This window comes from Vibrio sp. PBL-C16, from assembly GCF_034321865.1.
In the GTDB taxonomy this organism is placed as follows: Bacteria; Pseudomonadota; Gammaproteobacteria; order Enterobacterales; family Vibrionaceae; genus Vibrio; species Vibrio alginolyticus.
Genome location: NZ_JAXLNY010000002.1, coordinates 1,417,591 through 1,437,289 on the forward strand (window position 1 = coordinate 1,417,591; position 19,699 = coordinate 1,437,289).

Annotated in this window: 15 protein-coding genes; 6 read left to right on the forward strand and 9 right to left on the reverse strand. The window is 43.2% G+C overall.

Annotated features, from left to right (window positions below; genetic code table 11):
• Both UQW94_RS14805 and UQW94_RS14810 read right to left on the reverse strand, forming a co-directional pair.
• A complete protein-coding gene (locus UQW94_RS14805; protein ID WP_005377402.1) occupies positions 1-1,206 on the reverse strand; it encodes an amino acid ABC transporter permease in 1,206 nt (401 codons plus the stop codon).
• A gap of 218 nt (positions 1,207-1,424) precedes the next feature.
• Positions 1,425-2,453 (reverse strand): amino acid ABC transporter substrate-binding protein, encoded by a 1,029-nt coding sequence (locus UQW94_RS14810; RefSeq protein ID WP_005377403.1) that lies wholly within the window; start codon positions 2,451-2,453, stop codon positions 1,425-1,427.
• Between the two features lie 460 nt (positions 2,454-2,913).
• Here UQW94_RS14810 and UQW94_RS14815 point away from each other — a divergent pair, with 460 nt between their 5' ends.
• Positions 2,914-3,834 (forward strand): precorrin-2 dehydrogenase/sirohydrochlorin ferrochelatase family protein, encoded by a 921-nt coding sequence (locus UQW94_RS14815; RefSeq protein ID WP_005390199.1) that lies wholly within the window; start codon positions 2,914-2,916, stop codon positions 3,832-3,834.
• A 101-nt stretch (positions 3,835-3,935) separates the two neighbouring features.
• Here UQW94_RS14815 and UQW94_RS14820 read toward each other — a convergent pair whose 3' ends face one another.
• Positions 3,936-4,418, reverse strand: coding sequence for a YajQ family cyclic di-GMP-binding protein (locus UQW94_RS14820; RefSeq protein WP_005377415.1), 483 nt, complete (start codon positions 4,416-4,418; stop codon positions 3,936-3,938).
• 21 nt (positions 4,419-4,439) lie between these two features.
• Positions 4,440-5,498, reverse strand: coding sequence for a 3-deoxy-7-phosphoheptulonate synthase (locus tag UQW94_RS14825; protein WP_005390197.1), 1,059 nt, complete (start codon positions 5,496-5,498; stop codon positions 4,440-4,442).
• A 372-nt stretch (positions 5,499-5,870) separates the two neighbouring features.
• On the opposite strand from UQW94_RS14825, the gene UQW94_RS14830 reads away from it, so the two are divergent.
• A complete protein-coding gene (locus tag UQW94_RS14830) occupies positions 5,871-6,368 on the forward strand; it encodes a DUF4442 domain-containing protein (protein ID WP_005377418.1) in 498 nt (165 codons plus the stop codon).
• 33 nt (positions 6,369-6,401) lie between these two features.
• On the opposite strand, the gene UQW94_RS14835 is transcribed toward UQW94_RS14830, so the two are convergent.
• Positions 6,402-7,754, reverse strand: a complete 1,353-nt coding sequence (locus tag UQW94_RS14835) for a hypothetical protein (RefSeq protein WP_005377421.1) — start codon at positions 7,752-7,754, stop codon at positions 6,402-6,404.
• Between the two features lie 192 nt (positions 7,755-7,946).
• Between UQW94_RS14835 and UQW94_RS14840 the strand changes: the two genes are divergently transcribed.
• Positions 7,947-8,780 carry a S1 RNA-binding domain-containing protein gene (locus UQW94_RS14840; RefSeq protein ID WP_322142339.1) on the forward strand — a complete coding sequence of 278 codons (834 nt, stop codon included), beginning with the start codon at positions 7,947-7,949 and terminating at the stop codon, positions 8,778-8,780.
• Positions 8,781-9,062: 282 nt separating this feature from the next.
• Here the strand turns inward: UQW94_RS14840 and rsmF are convergent, their stop codons facing one another.
• The 4 genes from rsmF to UQW94_RS14860 form a co-directional block, all read right to left on the reverse strand.
• The gene (rsmF, locus tag UQW94_RS14845; RefSeq protein ID WP_158156489.1) at positions 9,063-10,499 is read right to left on the reverse strand and encodes a 16S rRNA (cytosine(1407)-C(5))-methyltransferase RsmF; all 1,437 of its coding nucleotides are present in this window, start codon (positions 10,497-10,499) and stop codon (positions 9,063-9,065) included.
• Between the two features lie 150 nt (positions 10,500-10,649).
• Positions 10,650-13,298 carry an MlaD family protein gene (locus UQW94_RS14850; RefSeq protein WP_017634276.1) on the reverse strand — a complete coding sequence of 883 codons (2,649 nt, stop codon included), beginning with the start codon at positions 13,296-13,298 and terminating at the stop codon, positions 10,650-10,652.
• Positions 13,291-14,541: a paraquat-inducible protein A gene (locus tag UQW94_RS14855; RefSeq protein ID WP_005377429.1), complete on the reverse strand. Its 1,251-nt coding sequence runs from the start codon at positions 14,539-14,541 to the stop codon at positions 13,291-13,293. The genes UQW94_RS14850 and UQW94_RS14855 overlap by 8 nt, the downstream gene beginning before the upstream one ends.
• Positions 14,542-14,565: 24 nt before the next feature.
• Complete coding sequence (locus UQW94_RS14860) at positions 14,566-16,362, reverse strand: ABC transporter ATP-binding protein (RefSeq protein ID WP_005377431.1); 1,797 nt, start codon at positions 16,360-16,362, stop codon at positions 14,566-14,568.
• 92 nt (positions 16,363-16,454) lie between these two features.
• Between UQW94_RS14860 and UQW94_RS14865 the strand changes: the two genes are divergently transcribed.
• The 3 genes from UQW94_RS14865 to prc all read left to right on the forward strand — a co-directional run bounded on the left by UQW94_RS14865 (position 16,455) and on the right by prc (position 19,676).
• The gene (locus tag UQW94_RS14865; protein WP_005377433.1) at positions 16,455-16,928 is read left to right on the forward strand and encodes a GAF domain-containing protein; all 474 of its coding nucleotides are present in this window, start codon (positions 16,455-16,457) and stop codon (positions 16,926-16,928) included.
• A gap of 97 nt (positions 16,929-17,025) precedes the next feature.
• Positions 17,026-17,652 carry an RNA chaperone ProQ gene (proQ, locus tag UQW94_RS14870; RefSeq protein ID WP_031781145.1) on the forward strand — a complete coding sequence of 209 codons (627 nt, stop codon included), beginning with the start codon at positions 17,026-17,028 and terminating at the stop codon, positions 17,650-17,652.
• A 17-nt stretch (positions 17,653-17,669) separates the two neighbouring features.
• A complete protein-coding gene (gene prc, locus UQW94_RS14875; RefSeq protein ID WP_158156488.1) occupies positions 17,670-19,676 on the forward strand; it encodes a carboxy terminal-processing peptidase in 2,007 nt (668 codons plus the stop codon).
• The last annotated feature ends 23 nt before the right edge of the window (positions 19,677-19,699 follow it).

Sequence of the window (19,699 nt, forward strand, 5' to 3'; positions counted from 1 at the left end):
TTATCTCTCCACCAGCGCGACTTTACGGTTATACAAGTTCATTAATGCAGACGTAATCAGACTTAATGTCAAGTACACGCCCATCGTCATCGCAATGATCTCAATCGCTTGTCCCGTTTGGTTCAGGGTAGTACCAGCAAACACAGAGACAAGATCTGGGTAACCAATCGCCATCGCTAACGATGAGTTTTTGGTGAGGTTGAGATATTGACTGGTTAAAGGTGGAATAATAATTCGTAACGCTTGAGGAATGACAACAAGCTTTAAAGTTTTCGAGCGTGGTAAGCCTAGCGACATCGCTGCTTCGGTTTGACCATGGCTAACCGCATTAATACCAGAGCGCACAATCTCAGCAATGAAAGAAGCTGTATAAACACTCAATGCCAAAAGTAGCGCAGCCAATTCAGGAATAATGCTAATACCACCTCGGAAGTTAAACCCTTTTAGTTCAGGATAATTCAGTGAAATTGGCATACCAGCAAGGAAGTACACAACCAATGGAAGGCCAACAACTAAACCCAAAACTATTCTTCCCATTGGGGTTTGTTGCCCAGTGAGACGTTGCTTATTATTCGCCCATACATTAATTAATAAGCTTGCGATTACCCCGAAGATTAACGCGGCAATAACGTAGCTACTGCCAGGTTCCATAGTCGGTGCAGGGAAATATAAGCCACGAACGTTCAGGAAAATAGCTTCACCAAGACTTAAGCTTTGGCGTGGTGAGGGTAATGCTTGAAGAACAGCGAAATACCAGAAGAATATTTGCAGAAGAAGGGGGATATTTCGGAAAGTTTCGATATAAACTGCCGCTAAACGACTAACTAACCAGTTAGAAGAAAGGCGGGCAACCCCCATGGTAAAGCCAATCACAGTAGCCAGAATAATACCTAATACGGAGACTAACGCCGTATTAAGAAGGCCGATGATAAATGTTCTACCGTAAGAGTACGTTTCATCGTATTCAATTAATGTTAACCCAATACCAAACCCGGCTTCTTGATTCAGAAAACCGAAGCCCGTTGCAATACCACGAGCATCTAAGTTATTGAGAGCGTTGTTTACAATCGTGTAAAAGAAAAATACCAGTGCAGCAATGGCAATGATCTGGAAAATAGCAGAACGAAAGGCAGGATTATAAATCAGGCTCTTGCTTCCACTTGGTTTGGACATCGTACTTGGCGATGCATCTTGTGTCGGTTTCATACAGCGATAACCTCAAACCTTAGTTATAGATATCGGCCTGTATAACGAAGTTTCGTCCTTGCTGGCTAAAGAATAACGCTCTCATGTCTAGTGGCTTACGAACCTTTAAAGCCGTTCCACAAAGCGAGCGCTTTTCGCCATCCAATGAGCGATCCTTACTCATACAGTGAGATATAATCAAGAAAAAGGGCGGCATGAACCGCCCTGATTAACTCTTTCTATCGGATTGGTGGCGCGTACATAAAGCCGCCTGCATTCCATAGCGCATTAACGCCACGAGAGATTTCTAACGGCGAACCAGTACCGACTGTACGTTCGAAGCTTTCACCATAATTACCAACTTGTTTGATAACTTGGTAGCCCCAATCGTCACGAATACCCAAACCTTTGCCTTTAGGGCCATCAACACCGAGGATACGTTTGATGTTTGGATCTGTTGACTTCAGCATTTCATCCGCATTCTTCGAACTAATACCGTATTCTTCAGCGTTAATCATCGCAGACAATGTCCACTTAGCGATGTTAAACCATTGATCATCGCCTTGACGAACGACTGGACCTAGTGGCTCTTTAGAGATGATTTCTGGAAGAACGGCCGCAGAGGACGGATCTTTCAAATTCAAACGCAGTGCATAAAGGCCAGATTGGTCAGTTGTTAATACGTCACAGCGTCCCGCATCAAAACCTTTCGAAGTTTGCGCAGCTGTGTCGAATACCACTGGTTTGTACGCCATGCCTTGGTTGCGGAAATAATCTGCAAGGTTTAGCTCGGTTGTTGTACCTGATTGAACACATACCGACGCACCATCAAGCTCTTTAGCACTTGATATACCAAGTTCCTTCTTCACCATAAAGCCTTGACCGTCGTAGTAGTTCACACCTACGAAGTTTAGGCCCAGTGCAGTGTCACGGTGGAGAGTCCAGGTCGTGTTACGGGAAAGCACATCAATCTCACCAGATTGAAGCGCAGTGAAACGTTCTTTTGCGGTTAGGGGTACATATTTAACTTTCGTTTTATCCCCAAGAACGGCTGCAGCCAGTGCTTGGCAATATTCTACGTCGATACCTTCCCATTCGCCTTTTGAGTTAGGGTTAGAGAAACCAGGTAGACCGGTACTTACGCCACAAGTAAGAAAGCCTTGTTTTGTGACTTTGTCCAGAGTAGTGTCTGCTGCTTGAGCTGATGTTGCCATCATCGCAGTAGAAGCCGCTACGACGGAAGCAAGAACTGTGAGTTTATTTGCCATTTGTATCCTTCCTGTATGATCCATGTTTAATCAGGAGTGACCTGAAATAACGTGTCCAATTCGTTAGAGTTATCGTCCTACGTGATTGATTTTCGAAGAAACGGCATTCGATAGATCAACCAGTTATAAGCGTAGGAAAGGATCTGTTAATTCTCAAATATATAATTTAAATGAAGTTTTGAGAGAACTTACAAAGTGCCTTGAGATTTAGAATGACGAAATGTTAATTGTTTGTAAATAGTGCAATTCATGGACAATTTGGTGCATCAGAACAATCAATAGAAGAGTGAACAATACAAAAGAATAAAAAGTTGTTATTAAAACTGTCATTAGCTGAGCAAGGTGAAGTTTAGTAAAAATTCAAACAAAAATTATTTGTGATACCGAAACAGGGTGATGAGCTTGCCCCATTTTTGGTAGCATGGTCTACAACAGCTAATTAGAGTAATCATGGATTGAAATGCGATATTTTCCTCTGTTCTTAGATTTAATTAATAAACCCGTTCTCGTCGTGGGTGGCGGTGAGGTGGCAAGCCGAAAGGTGGAAGCGTTGCTAAAGGCTGGGGCGGATGTGACTATCGTTTCTCCGACGTTGGTTGATTTTCTGTCTAAGCTTGCTTCTGAGCATCAACTGCGCTGGGTACAACGTTTCTATTCGAGTGACATTGTCACTAAAAGCTTTGTTCAAGTGTGGGCGACGACAGACAATCCTGAGCTAAATCACCAAGTGTACAAAGATGCCAAAGAGCTAGGCATCTTGGTTAACGTTGTGGATGATAAGCCTTATTGTGATTTCATCACGCCGTCTATGATTAATCGTGGCCGCATCCAAATCGCTATCTCTAGTGGTGGAGCTTCGCCAGTTTTAATTCGAAACATCCGTGAAAAACTTGAATCGATACTGCCACAAAACATGGGGTTGATGGCGGATTTTGCTAACTCAAAGCGAAACTCAATTAAAGAGGCATTGCCTAGCGTCGATTTACGCCGTAAGTTTTGGGAGCAATTCTTCTCGAATCCCGAGGTTGAAAACGCACGAGATAATCGAGAGTTAGAAGCAATTTACCAAGCGACCATGGCAACACCTTTAGATGAAAAGGGAAGTTGTACTTGGGTTCATGTTGGGAAAGATGTTGAGATGTTGCCAATAAAAGCCGTACGCTATATGCAACAAGCGGAGCTGGCTCTGTACTCAACTCGATGTGAAGCGAATGTGTTAGAACTAATACGAAGAGATGCAGAAAGAGAAGCTTTCTCGAGCGCTGCTGAGCTTTCGGATATGCTGGCCAAGGCTAAAGCTGAAAAGCTTCGAATTTGCGTGTTCATACCACAAGGAACGAGCGAATTCGTATTGCTGCAAGGGCAGGACTTAGTTATCTAGCAATGCCAAATGCTAAAGTGGATACGTAGTTCGTTACACTAAAGCCAATAAAAAACGCCAGCGGATTATGCGCTGGCGTTTTTATTTACTTCTCAGATTGATTAATCACGGAAGTTGTTAAACTGGAATGGGATACCCATCTCTGCTTCACGAATCGCTGCCATTGTCGCTTGCAGGTCGTCGCGTTTCTTACCAGTAACACGTACTTTGTCGCCTTGAATAGAGGCTTGTACTTTTAACTTTGCGTCTTTGATAAGTTTCACTACTTTTTTCGCCGTTGGAGTATCAATACCTTGGCGGAAAAGCAGAGTTTGGTGCCAGTTTTTACCAGTAACGTCTGGGTCTTGTGCATCCATTGCGTTCGCGTCAATGTTACGCTTCGCTAAGTGGCCGCGTAAAATATCGCGCATTTGCTTAAGTTGGAAGTCACCTTCCGCAGACATTTTTACGTTTTCTTCTACTAGCTCAAAGCTCGCATTTACGTTGCGGAAATCGAAACGAGTAGACAATTCACGGTTAGCGTTATCAACGGCGTTACGTAGTTCAACCGTATCGATTTCAGAAACAATATCAAACGATGGCATGAAGATTCCTTGATTATTTTGTTATAGGGACTTTCGGGACTTAACAGCGCTTGCCAGCATATCTAGCATTGTAGCAGTGTCTTCCCAACCTAGGCATGGATCTGTAATAGACTGACCATACGTTAGGTTATTGATGTCAGTCATTGGCTGATTGCCTTCAAGAATAAAGCTTTCAGCCATGATACCCGCAATACGAGTGCTGCCTGACTTAATTTGGTTACAAATGTCCTGAGCTACGTCGATTTGTTTTCTGTGTTGCTTCTGACAGTTTGCATGGCTGAAATCCACAACCAAACGTTGTGGCAATCCAAACTCAGCTAAAGCATCACATGCTTGTTTGACTGATGCTTCATCAAAGTTAGGGCCTTTTTCTCCACCGCGCAGAATAATATGACCGTAAGGGTTGCCACTTGTGCGGTAAACCGTCATTCGACCGTTCTTATCTGGCGAGTAGAAGTAATGCGATGCTTTCGATGCGCGAATTGCATCAATTGCAATTTTTACGTTGCCATTTGTGCCATTTTTGAAACCAACTGGGCAAGATAGTGCCGACGCCATTTCACGGTGAATTTGTGATTCCGTTGTGCGAGCACCAATCGCGCCCCAAGTGATCAAATCCGCGATGTATTGACCAGTGATCATATCAAGAAACTCAGTAGCAGTCGCAAGACCAAGCTTGTTGATATCCAGTAGTAGTTTACGAGCTTTATGAAGACCAGCTTCAAGTGCGTAAGAACCATCTAGGTTAGGGTCCGTAATCAAACCTTTCCAACCAACTACTGTACGAGGCTTTTCAAAGTAAGTACGCATCACGATAAACAGTTCGTCTTTGTACTTGTCTTGGATTTCACTCAGGCGAGTGGCGTAATCAATGGCAGCTTCAGTGTCGTGAACAGAACACGGACCTACAATCGCAAGAAGGCGATCGTCTTCACCCGATAAAATGTTTTCAATCTGACGACGAGATTGAGCGATACGGTCTGCAACGTCATCCGTAATAGGATGTACACTACCTAGCTCTGCTGGGGTAGGCATTGGACCCAAAGGCTGGGTTCTCAATTCATCTGTTTTTATAGGCATGTTATAGCTTTATTCTCTATTGCGAAGGGGTAAAGATAACGGAATTACAGGCAGGAATAAACCGTTTCACGGGAATCTTCGCCAGGAAATACCGAATTGTATACAAAGGTGTAGGTATTCATTTAAATGACTTATGTATAAATGACAAAACTTGATCATTAAATCAATATATATACATTTGAATTTATAACCATTTTATCTATCTCGCTGTAAGGTAATCTAAGTAACTGCGATAAACTTCATACCTTACGGGTGACGCCGTCACTTTGTGAGGGTTAAATAACTCGTGAGATCGAGCTTTTGTTAACATTTCTTTGACATCTATTTCTTTCGTTGATTAACTGGTCTGACTAGATTGGTAAGGAGACCAAAATGTTATCAGCTCTACGTCGTGCGAATTTGTATCTAAATCTGTTTGGCTTTTCGAAAGTGCCGCTGATTTGGCTTTGCCACCCTAAAATCATTGCGATAGATAGCAAGCATGTTGAGGTTCGTATCCCATTGCGCAGAAGAACGAAGAACCACCTGAATAGCATGTATTTCGGCGCTTTAGCCGTTGGCGCTGATGTTGCTGGTGGTTTTCTTGCTATGAGTAAAGCGCAAGAAAAGGGAGAAGCGATCTCGCTAGCATTTAAAGGTGTGAAAGCCGAGTTTTTAAAGCGCCCGGAAGCCGATGTGCACTTTGTTTGTAACGATGGTCATGTCATTGATGAGATGCTCGAGCACACCTTGGCAACAGGTGAACGAGTAAATCGTGACGTAAAAATTGTCGCGCTGTGTCCTAACTTACATGGTGACGAGCCAATGGCTGAATTCTCGCTTACTCTTTCGATAAAAAAAGCAGCCCAACAAAGAAAAGAGGCTGCCTAGTGGTTTGTGGCTCGTTTGTTTAAAGGCGTTGGCTTAATTGAGTTCAATCTTCTCGATAGAGACGATTTTGGAGCGATTTAAGACCACTTTCCAGCGGTAATAAACAGGCTCATCGGTGTGGTTGTCCTCTTTGACAATCACATTGAGCAAATGACGTTTCTCTACTGACTCTTTGGTTACTTGACCTTCATTTAAACGGTAAACTCGATTTGAGCTTTTATCCATCAAGCGGATGATAGGGCGTAAACTGATGTTCAATGTTTCTCTCGTTTGTTCGTAACCACTCAAGAAAAGAGAGGTCGCCATTTCGGTTTTCTCGTGATAATGAAGAATCTGCTCTTCACGTTGAACGACGCGTTTTTTACGTATTCTTTGAATCTTATCCGGCAAGCTACTTAAGGTACGATAATCGAGCCACTCCAATTTTTTGCCAACCACTTTTTTCGTCGTTGGATCAACATACTTCTTACGCCATTTTGGCTTGCCTTTACGGATCCATCGCCACATAGCATCGCGTAAATCATCTTTAAAGATTTCTCGTAAAGCGTAAATAAAAGACATCGCGATAATGAATGAGGCAGAAATTTCCCCCAGATAATCGCGAGCGAGAATCACGGTAGAGGTCACGACAACCATAACTAAACCGGTTGCAATGCCTTTGATTGCACGCTTGATGTTGTTACCCATCGATATGGTTTCTTCACGAAGCACGATAGGGTGTTCAATCAATCGCCTTAGCAAGCGCATTTTGTTAGATAAGCGAGTAACGTCTTCAACGACTCTTGATGAGTTGTATTTGTTGAGTTTACGATGGGCTTGCTCTTTCTCACATAGCGTGATCAGGCGCTTCTTGATCGTGCCATAGTCGCCTTCACGTGGTAGGTGGGCCACCAGTGACAGGAACTTTTGCTCGGTATACCAAGACAGATAGTTATCGATGTTAACGTAGTAGCGTTTTAAGTTCTCTTCGTAAGGAATAGAACGCCGCAAGCGCTTTAAGATCTCAAGCGTGAGCTCGATAACTTCGTCCACTTCATCTTCCGTTACGGAGTTGTTCTCATGTTTGTTTAAACTTGCTACCGCTTTGTCTAGCGCGATAACGTATTGGTAAGCGAACAAACTCAAACTTACTCGGTATTGCTGATTCGACAGGCGTCCACGTTTGGCAAGTCGACTGTGTACTAGCGGAAGAAGGATTTCAGTACTGTAATAAGATCGTTGCTGTGTTATTGAGGTGTAATAAAATTCGGATTCACTGATGATATCGGCGTTTAAACCAAGCTCACCAGGTATAAAAAAGTAAATATCTAGGTCGACACTTTTGCTCTTTGCGAGTGCATGACTGATTTTTAATGTTATTGAGTCTTGTTTATCGACGGTGACCAAAGAAAGCTCCTGACTTTGCTAAAGCATTCTTAACTTATGCGTTCCGTTGAGCAGATAAGTATAAGAGTGCTAAAAGAGTGACTGGGGCATATAGCTGAACGACAACAGCATAACAGAGCACTATGCTTTTCTCTCTGATTTTCTTGTTAGTTTAGGTATAATTCCACGTAAATTTAAAAAGAGACAAAATCAATGATTAAAATTGGTCAAATTAACAGCTTAGAAGTCATTAAAAAGGCTGATTTTGGCGTATTTCTGGATGGCGATGATTACGGTTCTGTTCTACTACCTAGTAAGTATGTACCAGAGGGTACTGAAATTGGTGAGCATGTAGACGTATTTCTGTACTTCGATTCAGAAAGCCAACTTGCTGCGACCATTGAAAGACCAATTGCCCAAGTGGGTGAATGGGGTTTAATGAAGATTGAGGGTGTGAATGCGACAGGTGCTTTTGTAAATTGGGGCATCAAAGAAAAGGACTTACTGATTCCTTTTAGTGAGCAACGCACTCGCTTCTCTGCCGGACAAACCATTTTAGTGTATGTTTATACCGACAAAGCGTCAGGTCGCATTGTTGGTACGACTAAGTTCAATAAATGGTTAGATAAAACTCCAGCGAATTATGAAGTTAACGAGCAAGTTGATTTGATCATCGCAGAGCGTAGTCAACTTGGTTATAAAGCTATCGTTAACAGTAAGCATTGGGGCATGATTTTCCCATCGGATGTTTTTGGTAAGCTTTACATCGGTAAAAAGCTGAAAGGCTTTATTAAGCACATTCGTGAAGATGGCAAAATCGACCTTGCTCTACAAAAAGTTGGTGTGGCGAAAATGGACGATCTTTCTAGTAAGATCCTTGACCTGCTAGAGAAGAAAGGCGGATTTTTGCCTTTGAATGACAAGTCGTCTCCTGAAGCGATTTTTGATGCTTTCCGCACAAGTAAAGGGACTTATAAAAAGACCATCGGTGGCTTATACAAGCAGGGTAAAATTGTCATTGAGAAAGACGGTATTCGTCTAGCGTAGTCCTAACTCACGTATAGCGGATCTGCAGCCAAAAAAACGGCCCAAACTTTTCCTTTTTTTGGGCCTAGGGGAAACGGCTCCGCAGAGCCTGCGCTAAACTTGTCCAACAATAATTTTGTTGGTGAACATAGAGAGAAATGCCACATCAAAGCATTACTTTGATACAACTAGTTTAGTACAGCGTATCCGGATCGCTAGCGAGCCCAGTTGCTTTCATACTTACGAATTAAAAAGCCATCGCAAATACGATGGCTTTTCATTTATTTATGATTCGCTACTTCTTTAAAATAAGTTCTTATCTCGTACTAATTCGCGAGGAAGACCATTCTTTATTCGGTTGCTTACCCACTTGCCAAGGCCAATAACTGCGCCTTGATAGGTGACAAGTACTTCGCCTTTACCTGTTTTCATTCCCTCAGGAATGGTTTGTGGGCGAACATCACGCCCCATGTACCATTCGCGCGCTTCTTCAATACTGAGTTCAATGGCGTTGCTTTCAGAACCTGTCGCCAGGGCAGTCGCGACTTGGTGTTGCCAACGGTAGCCATTTTTATGGGCTTCCGCGATCTTTATACCCATACGGGAGAAGCGTAATTCGCCGATCATCGGTTCTAAAGCATTAGGGAATAACCAGACATCTTTATCGCGAAGCCATACAGAACTGTCATTTGGAAGTTTAATACCTAACGCGCTTTGGAGTTGTTGAGCAATTTCTGTCGATTCTTTTTTTGAAGTTTTAGCAAAGGGGAATTTCCCCATGCGCTTTTTGACTTCTGGCGCCTCAACAGCAGCCAGTTTGCGAATTCTTGCAACAAAGAACCCTTCACAGTCGTAGACCTGCGGGAAAATATGCAAAAAGCCTTCTTCAGTTAGAGCTGCCTCTGCGTTCTCAAACAAGTTCTCAAGGCTTTCAAACTCTACAGCATCCCCAAAGGTTTCTTTCAAGTGATGACAAACTTGTTGGTTTTCTTCTGTACTGAGCGTACATGTTGAGTAAACCATCACACCACCGGGCTTTAATGCATGGAAGGCGCTTTCAATAAGATCTTTCTGCGTGTCAGCGATGTCGAGTACGGAAGCTTGCGTCCAGTTTTTCATCGCATCTTCGTCTTTGCGAACGGTGCCTTCTCCAGAGCAAGGCGCGTCGAGCAAAACCGCATCAAATTGTTCTGGTAGCCAACCGCCAAAAACGCGTCCATCGAAGTTACTTAGTGCGGCGTTACGTACCCCACAACGTTCCACATTAGCGTGCAGTACTTTTACACGACTTGCGGCGTATTCATTGGCCACAAGTACACCTTCGTTGTTCATTAAAGCTGCAATTTGAGTGGTTTTTGAGCCTGGAGCGGCTGCGGTATCTAACACGGCATCGTAAGATTCATCATTCATAAACAGAGCAGATACCGGCATCATCGAACTGGCTTCTTGAATGTAGAATAAGCCAGACATGTGTTCTGCTGTGTTGCCTAATGGTACAACTGACTCGTCCGCTTCAATCCAAAACCCCGTGTCACACCAAGGCACAGGAGAAAGCTTCCAGCCTTTTGTTTCTGCTCGTTCTAGAAACGCTTCAACAGTGATCTTCAACGTATTAACTCGAATACTTTTGCGCAATGGCTTTTGGCAAGACGCGATAAAGTCTTCCATGTTGAGGTGAGCAGGAAGGATCGTTTGGATTTTTTCCAGAAACGCGTCTGGGATGTAAACATTAGGATGCAATGTGGGATCTCGTTTGCAGAATTTGTGGCAAATAATATACGAAAGCGAAGCAGAAACGAATAGTGACAAGGGCCGAGCATTAAAAAAGAGCAGCGATTGCTGCTCTTTTAAAGTGCTCAAACTTCAATTGTACGTGAATTGAGCTTTATTCTACGGCTTAGGAATCGCTGTACGCCATTGAGTCCAACCTTCTTCGGCTTGTGGATACAAAAAGAAAGATTGCCCACTCTTTGCCGCTGGTGGAATAGTCGATTGCTCTGGCGTTGAAAACGCAATTCCTCCGCGAACTAAACTATCAAAGGTTCCCGCTTTGATGTTAGCGCCGGTAAGCCCGATGGAAACATCTACTCCTGAAACATTCCAGAACACACTGTTTTGACGAACGAGGTAAGCGTATTCAGGCTGTATTTTGATAGTCGTGACGATGCGATCAGCAAATTCTCCTAGGCTTACGTCGGTCACTTGGCCAACTTCCATCTGGCGGTAAAGAATAGGTGTACCGACTTGTACTGAGCCTCTTTGTTCACTTTGTAACGTAAACATGATTCCATGCACGCGTTCTGAACTATTTTCTAATTGAAAATCAAATTTAGCTTTACCTTTACCTGGTTCAACACTGATGGATTTCGACACCAACGCCCCGAGGTTTTTAACGCCACCTAAACCAATTTCTGGTTCAGTTAGCCAAAAATGTGAGCCTTCAACAGCAATGTTTTCTACGTATTCAGGTAGGATCCTTGCAGTGACTTCAACCATGTTACGACGAAAATTCGGTACAACCAGAGTGATTTCACCAACTTTAACACCTTGATATTCAATCGGCATTCCTTTAGCTATCTCTTGCGAACCGTCGGTTTCTAAAGCAATGACGCGCCCAAACTTGCGAGCGGTTTTTTGATCAGAATACAGCTTCCAGTTTTCTCCGATTTTGTTTTCAACGCCTGGCACGGAGTCAAAAGCGATGCCACCTTCGATTAACGATTTTAAAGGGTGCGCTTTCACACTAACTCCGGCTAATGATGCATCTATCTCGATCCCTGAACGATTCCAAAAAACGGTTTGTGGCGTTACAAGATAAGCGAAGCGGTTTTCGATGGTAGCCTTAATTAGTACTCCGCCATCAACTAGTTGGAAATCGGAGACGTTACCAACTGGAAGATTACGATAGAGTAGAGGGCTGCCTTTGGAAATCGGCGGCAATTCAGAAGCAAATAGTGTTAGAGCCCTAGAGCCACTTTGATTGTACTGCGCCAATTCAGCCAATGATTCATTTTGGAACAGTTGATACTCTTTTTGAATATCCTGCTTGCCTTCGCTCACAAAACTAATTGACCCGGTTAACAACTGCTTTGCTGGAGGAACGGTAACGCTGAGCCCCGATTCAGTTAACTCTGCTGACGCACTGCCGGTTACATAAAAACGATTGTTTGATTTGATCAGATGTTTGTATTCATGGTCAATCAATACATCCATAAATACTTCGTGTTGTGATTTTTTATCTTCCTTAACTAGGCCCACTTTGATAATTGAACCAACAACGATGCCTTTATAAAGTACATTGGCACCGCTATCTAGGCCAAACGAATTGTCGGACACCAACCGAATCGCGATGGACTTTTCTTGCTGTTGGTTAAACACGTTTTTACGAATGGCAGTAAAGCGGCGAGAGCGTTCACCCGCGCCCGGCACGATCGTTAAGAAGTTTCCTCGCACTAAATTAGCAATGTTTTCAACACCAGAAAGGGACACTTTTGCTTCTTCTAAAACAAATCGAGTACCTGTCGTCAGCATGTCACTAAAAGCGGGTTGAATTGCCGCTGACGCCAATATCACTTCTCGACCTTCGGAAAGGCTCAAGTCCGTAACTTGGCCAATTTCGATTCCGCGATACATAATTGGAGCGCCTTCTCCGCTTATCTTGCTGTCATCAGGTAGGACGATTTTAACCGCGATGCCTCGACCAGCAGTTTTCAAATCTTTATACAAACGGAACTCGGTGTTCTCTTCTACAGGCTCACCATCATCCGGAGAGTCGACGGCGATGGCGCCACCTAGGAGGGCACTCATGCTTTCTAGTCTTACATCGACACCTTCAAAACCGATGCTGGCACCAATTCCACTGACGTTCCAGAATCGACTGCGGTTGTTAATGATATGTCGGTATTGATCCTGAATGTTGGCCTGAATAGTGATAGATTTTGCATCTTCATCTAGCTGGTAACTGTACACTTCACCGATTGGGATTTTCTTATAAACAATTTGAGAGCCAACCGATACACCACCTAAATCACGGCTTTTGAGCTTAATATTCAAACCTTGAGAAACGCGTAAATCTGTTGGAGCAGAGTCTAACGCATGGAATGTTGTCTCAAACTCTTGACCATCTCCGGGTTGAATCGAGATGTAGTTACCTGAGACGAGCGCATCCAGTCCGGAAACTCCCGTTAGGCTAGCTGTTGGTTTTACTAACCAAAAGCGTGTTTTATCGTTCAGTAACTTTGCAGCTTCAGGATAGATATCAGCATCGACATAAATACTGCCGAGATCTTCGGTGAGGTTAATGTCTCTTACCATGCCGACTTCTAATCCTTGGTAACGGATAGTGGTTCGGCCGGCGACCAGACCAGCGGCATCAGAAAAATAGATTTGCACTCGTTGTCCTGCATCGTGTATCGACTTCACCACAAGCCAGCCAGCTAAGACCATGGTCAAAATTGGCAACAGCCAAAGAGGAGATATGCCTTTACTCCGCTTTACATCTGGTACGTATGACGTTTGAGAACTGTTCTGATCACTCATTCATTGACTCTTTTTCTGATTGTTTTGGGCTTGTTTGGTCCCAGATTAGCCTTGGATCAATACTTTCTGCTGCAAGCATGGTCAATACAACGACAACACCAAATGCTACCGCGCCATATCCTGGTGTGAAATCCAGTATCTGACCACGATCGACTAACGTCATCATGATAGAAATAACAAACAAATCCATCACAGACCATTTACCGATCCATTTAACAACAAAGTAAACCATCATTCGTTGTCTCTTAAACACCGAACGTTTGAATTGGATGCAAAGCATGATGTAGGCGAGCCCAAGTATTTTAATCACCGGGACAACGATACTGGCAACAAAAATGATCGCAGCGATTCCATACATGCCGCTTTTTACCAAACCAGCCACGCCTGAAAAAATAGTGTCCTCCAAACGCTTACCATTGGTAAGCAAGATGGAAATAGGGATCAGGTTAGCGGGGAAGATGGCGACCGTTGCTGCGATGAGGTAAGCCCATGTTTTCTGAATGGAGTTTGGCTTGCGATGATATAACTCGTGATGACAACGCTGGCAATGGTCACCTTCAGGCTGGGACAAGTGGCATTCATGGCAATGCACATCTTTATGCTCAAAAGCATATAAACTTTCTGGTTTCCAAGCTTCCCAATAACGACGCACGCTGATTCTTGAAACTAACAAAACGGTAAATATCTGCAAAAGAACCAGACCAATTAACCCTGGGCCGACGAAAATGTCGGAATAATCTTGGAGTTTAAAACAGGAAATGGCGATGCTAACTAAGAACACATCCAACATAACCCAATGCTTCAAATGTTGAATTAGCCACAGTGAGATACGAAGCCCACGGAACCATCGTTGATGTAAAGAAATATGCGCCGTTACCACTGAAACACAAACCGTCAGTGGCGCTAGAGAGCTACAAAATAGAATGAGCAATGAAAGAAGAACAAATCCTTCTTCCATCAATGTGATCATCCCTGAAGGCAGGGTTGCCGGAATCATCACACCAAAGAGTCGGATGCTAATAAAGTTAAAAAAGTGCGATGGAATAAATAGTAGGATACAGGTTATCGCGACGGCTAGATTACCAGAGAGGCTAGGGCTACCTCCGCGATATAATTGTGTACCACAACGAGGGCAGTGTGCATTTTTGCCATGGGGTAAGTCGACGATGTCGACAGGCAATTCACAACCTTGGCACAAACGTACGTTATTGGGTTGCATGGCGTGCTTAGACAGAGAGGTCATAACGACCTCTCTAGCTTGAACGATTTAAGCGTGGGACTGTATGCCCCCATATAAGGTTTGATATAAGCCTTCTTGCTCAACTAACTCACCATGAGTACCTGTTTGCGTCACTTTCCCATCTTCAAGCACGTAGATCAAATCGGCTTGTTTCACAGCGGATAGTCGGTGCGCAACGATTAATGTTGTTCTACCACGTAAGAACTCGGTCAGTGCTTTGTGTAAAGCCGCTTCAGTAGCGGTATCTAGCGCAGACGTGGCTTCGTCTAAAATAACAAATTGAGGATTACTCAGCACCATTCTAGCAATGGCAAGCCGTTGTCGTTGACCTCCTGACAAACGAATGCCATTACGACCAACTTGAGTATCCAAGCCGTGGTTAAGTTGAGAAATTACATCATGCAGCTGAGCCACTTCAAGCGCACGCCAAAGTGACATTTCGTCAAAATTCCCACCAAGCGTTAGATTATGCCTCAAGGTATCGTTAAATAGTATAGGTTGCTGTAATACCACGGCAATTTTGTCGCGAATTACTTCAAAACCAATATCTTCTGTTAATTCATCATTAAAGCGAATGCTACCGGAGTTTTGACGGTAAACCCCAATAAGTAATTGTATCAAGGTTGACTTACCACCGCCGCTTGCACCAACCAACGCCACTTTCTTTCCTGCCGGCATATGTAAAGAAAGATTATCTAGGACTTTGTTTTCATTATTGTAAGAGAAATTAATGTTTTCTACTTTAACATCAACTTCTCTACCTTCTTTGAAAGGATTTACCTTAGGAACCGGTCTCTGCTCTTCTTCTAACTCTAATAAGTCGTTGATGCGTTTTAATGCGGCTTTAGCGCTGTACCAAGAAAACTGAATCCCAAGCAACTCTTGAACAGGAGAAAGCATGAACCATAGGTAACCAAAAACGGCAAATATTTGGCCAATAGTAAGGTCACTGAACATGACCATTAACATTGCGACAGCTCTGAATAATTCAAAGCCGATCAAAAAGAGAAGAAAAGAAACGCGACCAGCCGCTTCAGATTGCCAAGCATACTTGTCTGCATCAACGCGAACTTGGTTCGCACTGTCTTTGAGTTGCTGGAGAAATTCTCGCTCTTTATTGGCCGCGCGTAGTTGGTAGATTCCATCTAATGTTTCAACTAAACGGTTTTGGAAAATTTCAAAAGAATGATTTTCCTTCCGTTTCAGATGTTTAACCATACTGCCTAGTTTACGTGAGAAGTAAATGACAATAGGGTTAACTAACAGGATAAACAGACCAAGTCGCCAATCGAGCCAAAGTAGAACGATAGCAGTACCAATAACAGTCAGAAAACTGATAACGAATTTTGCTAACGTAGAACCAATAAATTTATCAATGGTCTCAATGTCAGTGATAAGGTGTGCGTTGATTCCTCCGCTACCTTTGGTCTCGTATTGTCGGATGCTGATACGGCCGAGTTTGTCGATCATTTTACTGCGCATCTCAAACGTGATGGTTTTTGAAACAAGCGTAAATTGTCGGCTTTGAAGGATATTTAATCCTTGGCTCGCAGCTCGCATAAGAACAACCAAGAACAGGGTGAAGAAAATATAGCCTGTCGGAGTGTGCCACGCTTCAGGGAGAATGGCATTCATGGCATCTAAGCCTTTTGCAGGTTGGTCCAATAAGACCTCATCAACCATCAAAGGCATGAGGAGGGGAATTGGAACACTAATCAAGGTTGCAAGCACCGCTATCAAGTTCGCTATGATCAGCTTGGACTTGTGCTTTTTTACTTGTGTTATCAACCAAGAACGGCTAATAGTGTCATTTTTCAGAAGCATTGTAATTGAGAATAAGTCCTATTATAAAGTAGGGCTGCATTTTAGCGCCATACATTGAGAATGGAAGCTTTTATAGTAAGTAGGAAGTTAATATGAACTTAGAACAATACCAAAGACTAACCAAACAAGCTGTTGCTCTAATTGAGTCTGAACCAGACTTTATTGCGAACCTAGCAAACTTGAGCTCATTGCTTTTCATGGAACTTGACGATCTTAACTGGGCAGGCTTTTACCTAACAAAAGGTGAAGAGCTTGTTCTTGGTCCGTTCCAAGGAAAACCAGCTTGTGTTCGTATCCCAATGGGTCGAGGCGTCTGCGGTACTGCTGCACAAACTAATACTATACAAAGAGTATACGACGTTCACGAATTTGAGGGGCATATTGCGTGCGATGCAGCGAGCAATTCAGAAATTGTGATTCCATTTTCTATTAATGGAAAGGTGGTTGGTGTACTTGATATTGATAGTCCAAGTATTGGCCGATTTAATGAAACAGACGAAGAAGGTCTCACTCATTTCATGGTTGAAGTAGAAAAGCTGCTTAATTCACACGCGAACGACGCATAAATTAGCCTTCGAGTGTGGTTTTTCCTTGGCATGTCACTATAATACGAGAATATTTTTTCTTAATGCTCGCGGAAATCCGCTCAAATCAGGACCCCTCATGACTGAAAAGTTAAAAAACAGCAAAGAAGTTATTGCATATATTGCTGAATGTTTCCCTAAGTGCTTTACTTTAGAAGGTGAAGCAAAACCTCTGAAAATTGGTATTTTTCAAGATCTTGCGGAACGTCTAAATGAAGACGAAAAAGTAAGCAAAACACAGCTTCGTGCAGCGTTAAGACAGTACACTTCATCATGGCGTTACCTACACGGTGTAAAACCAGGTGCAGTACGTGTAGACCTAGATGGCAACCCTTGTGGTGAGCTAGAAGAAGAGCACGTTGAACACGCGAAAGCGACACTTGCAGAAAGCAAGGCGAAAGTTCAGGCTCGTCGTAAAGAACAAGCACAAAAAGCTCGTGAAGAGGGTAAGGCGAAAGTGAAACCTGCGGCTAAAAAGCCTCAACAGCCTCGTCGTACTAATAAACCAAAAGTACAAAAACCAACTAAGCCTGTAGAAACGCGCGCTCTAAATGCTGATGAAATCACAGTAGGTAACGCAGTTAACGTGAACATGGGCAAAGGAAACATGGCAGCGACCATTGTTGAAATCAATAAGGATGATGTACGTGTTCAACTTGCTAACGGCCTACAAATGGTTGTGAAAGCGGAGCACTTGCGCGCATAAAGGAGATACTCCTACGCATGAATTGCCGTTCAAAAGTGACCCTGATTGCTGCTAGCTTATGGCTAGCAGCATCAGCTCAGGCTCTTGAAGCCAAACTACATAAAGATGACCTGCCGGTTCTTTCTCCTGAAGTTCAGCATGAAACAGCTAGCAAACGAGTCACCTCGCGATTTACCCGCTCTCATTATAAGCACTTCAGCCTCAATGATGATTTCTCTAAAGCGATCTTTGAACGCTATGTAGAGTTGCTTGATTACAATAGAAATATTTTCACTCAAGCAGACATCAGCTCATTTAAAAATTGGTCAGTCGAGCTTGATGATCAGCTTAAATCGGGCAACAACCAAATTGCTTTTGATGTTTACAACCTCTCAATGCAGAAGCGTTTCGATCGTTTTGCTTATGCGTTAACTCTACTCGATGAAGAGATCAAGTTTGATACCGATGACGAGATAGAGTTAGACCGCTCTGAGGCCGCATGGCCAAAAGACGAAGCAGAGCTCAACGAGTTGTGGCGCAAGCGTGTGAAATATGACGCGTTAAATCTGAAACTGACTGGCAAAGAGTGGCCAGAGATTAAAGAAGTTTTAGAGAAGCGTTATAACAACGCGATGAAGCGCATCACACAGACCAACAATGAAGACGCATTTCAGTTGTATATGAATGCCTTCGCGCGACAGGTTGACCCTCATACAAGCTACCTTTCTCCACGTAATGCCGAGCAATTCCAATCGGAAATGAATCTTTCTCTAGAAGGCATCGGCGCCGTTTTGCAAATGACAGACGATTACACAGTAATTCGTTCACTTGTTGTTGGCGGTCCGGCATCAAAGAGTAAGCAACTTGGTGAAGGGGACCGAATCACTGGTGTTGGACAAGACGGTGAAGAAATTGTCGACGTGATCGGTTGGCGTCTGGATGATGTTGTTCAGTTAATCAAAGGCCCTAAAGGCACAAAGGTTAATCTACAGATCTTGCCAGAAGGTAACGATGCGAAGAGTTACATTGTCACAATTGTTCGTGACAAAGTTCGCTTAGAAGATCGTGCGGTTAAGTCAGAAATCATCGAAAAAGACGGTAAGAAGATTGGTATTTTAGAAGTACCAAGTTTCTACGTCGGCTTATCGAAAGACACCGATAAATTACTAGCTGAGTTGAAAACCAAAAACGTTGACGGCGTAATCGTTGATCTACGCAACAATGGCGGTGGTGCGCTAACAGAAGCAACGGCATTGACAGGTCTATTCATTAAAGAAGGCCCTGTAGTTCAAGTCCGTGACAGCTATGGCCGCATCAAGGTGAATGCCGATACCGATGGAAAAGTGAGTTATGATGGCCCATTGACGGTATTGATTAACCGCTACAGTGCTTCAGCATCTGAAATTTTTGCAGCGGCAATGCAAGATTATAATCGTGCAATCATCTTAGGTGAAAACTCTTTCGGTAAAGGTACAGTTCAGCAACATCGTTCACTGAATCATATTTATGATCTTTTCGATAAAGAGCTAGGTTATGTTCAGTACACGATTCAGAAATTTTATCGTATTGACGGTGGAAGTACGCAAAATCGCGGTGTTGCACCAGATATTTCGTACCCAACGCCAATTGAGGCTTCTGAAACTGGTGAAAGTGTTGAAGACAATGCTTTACCTTGGGATCAGATTGATAAAGCACAATATCAAACGTTTCCAAGTAACGACGCCTTAGTTGAAAAACTTACTGCTCTTCATAACAAGCGTATTTCTGATGAGATGGAGTTCCGCTTTATCAATGAAGACATCGAGAAATATCGTAAAGAAAAAGACGATAATACTTTGTCTTTGAACGAGAAAGTTCGTAAAGCTGAATCGGATAAAGCGGAAGCACTTCGATTACAACGCATAAATGAACGTCAAGCTGCTTTGGGTAAAAAAGCATTCAAAACATTGGATGACATACCAAAAGACTACGAGGCTCCTGATGTTTATTTAGATGAGTCTGTCGCGATTATGGTCGATCTACTTAAGCAGGAAAATCAGTCATAAGAACTGGCAATTTAGAATAAAAA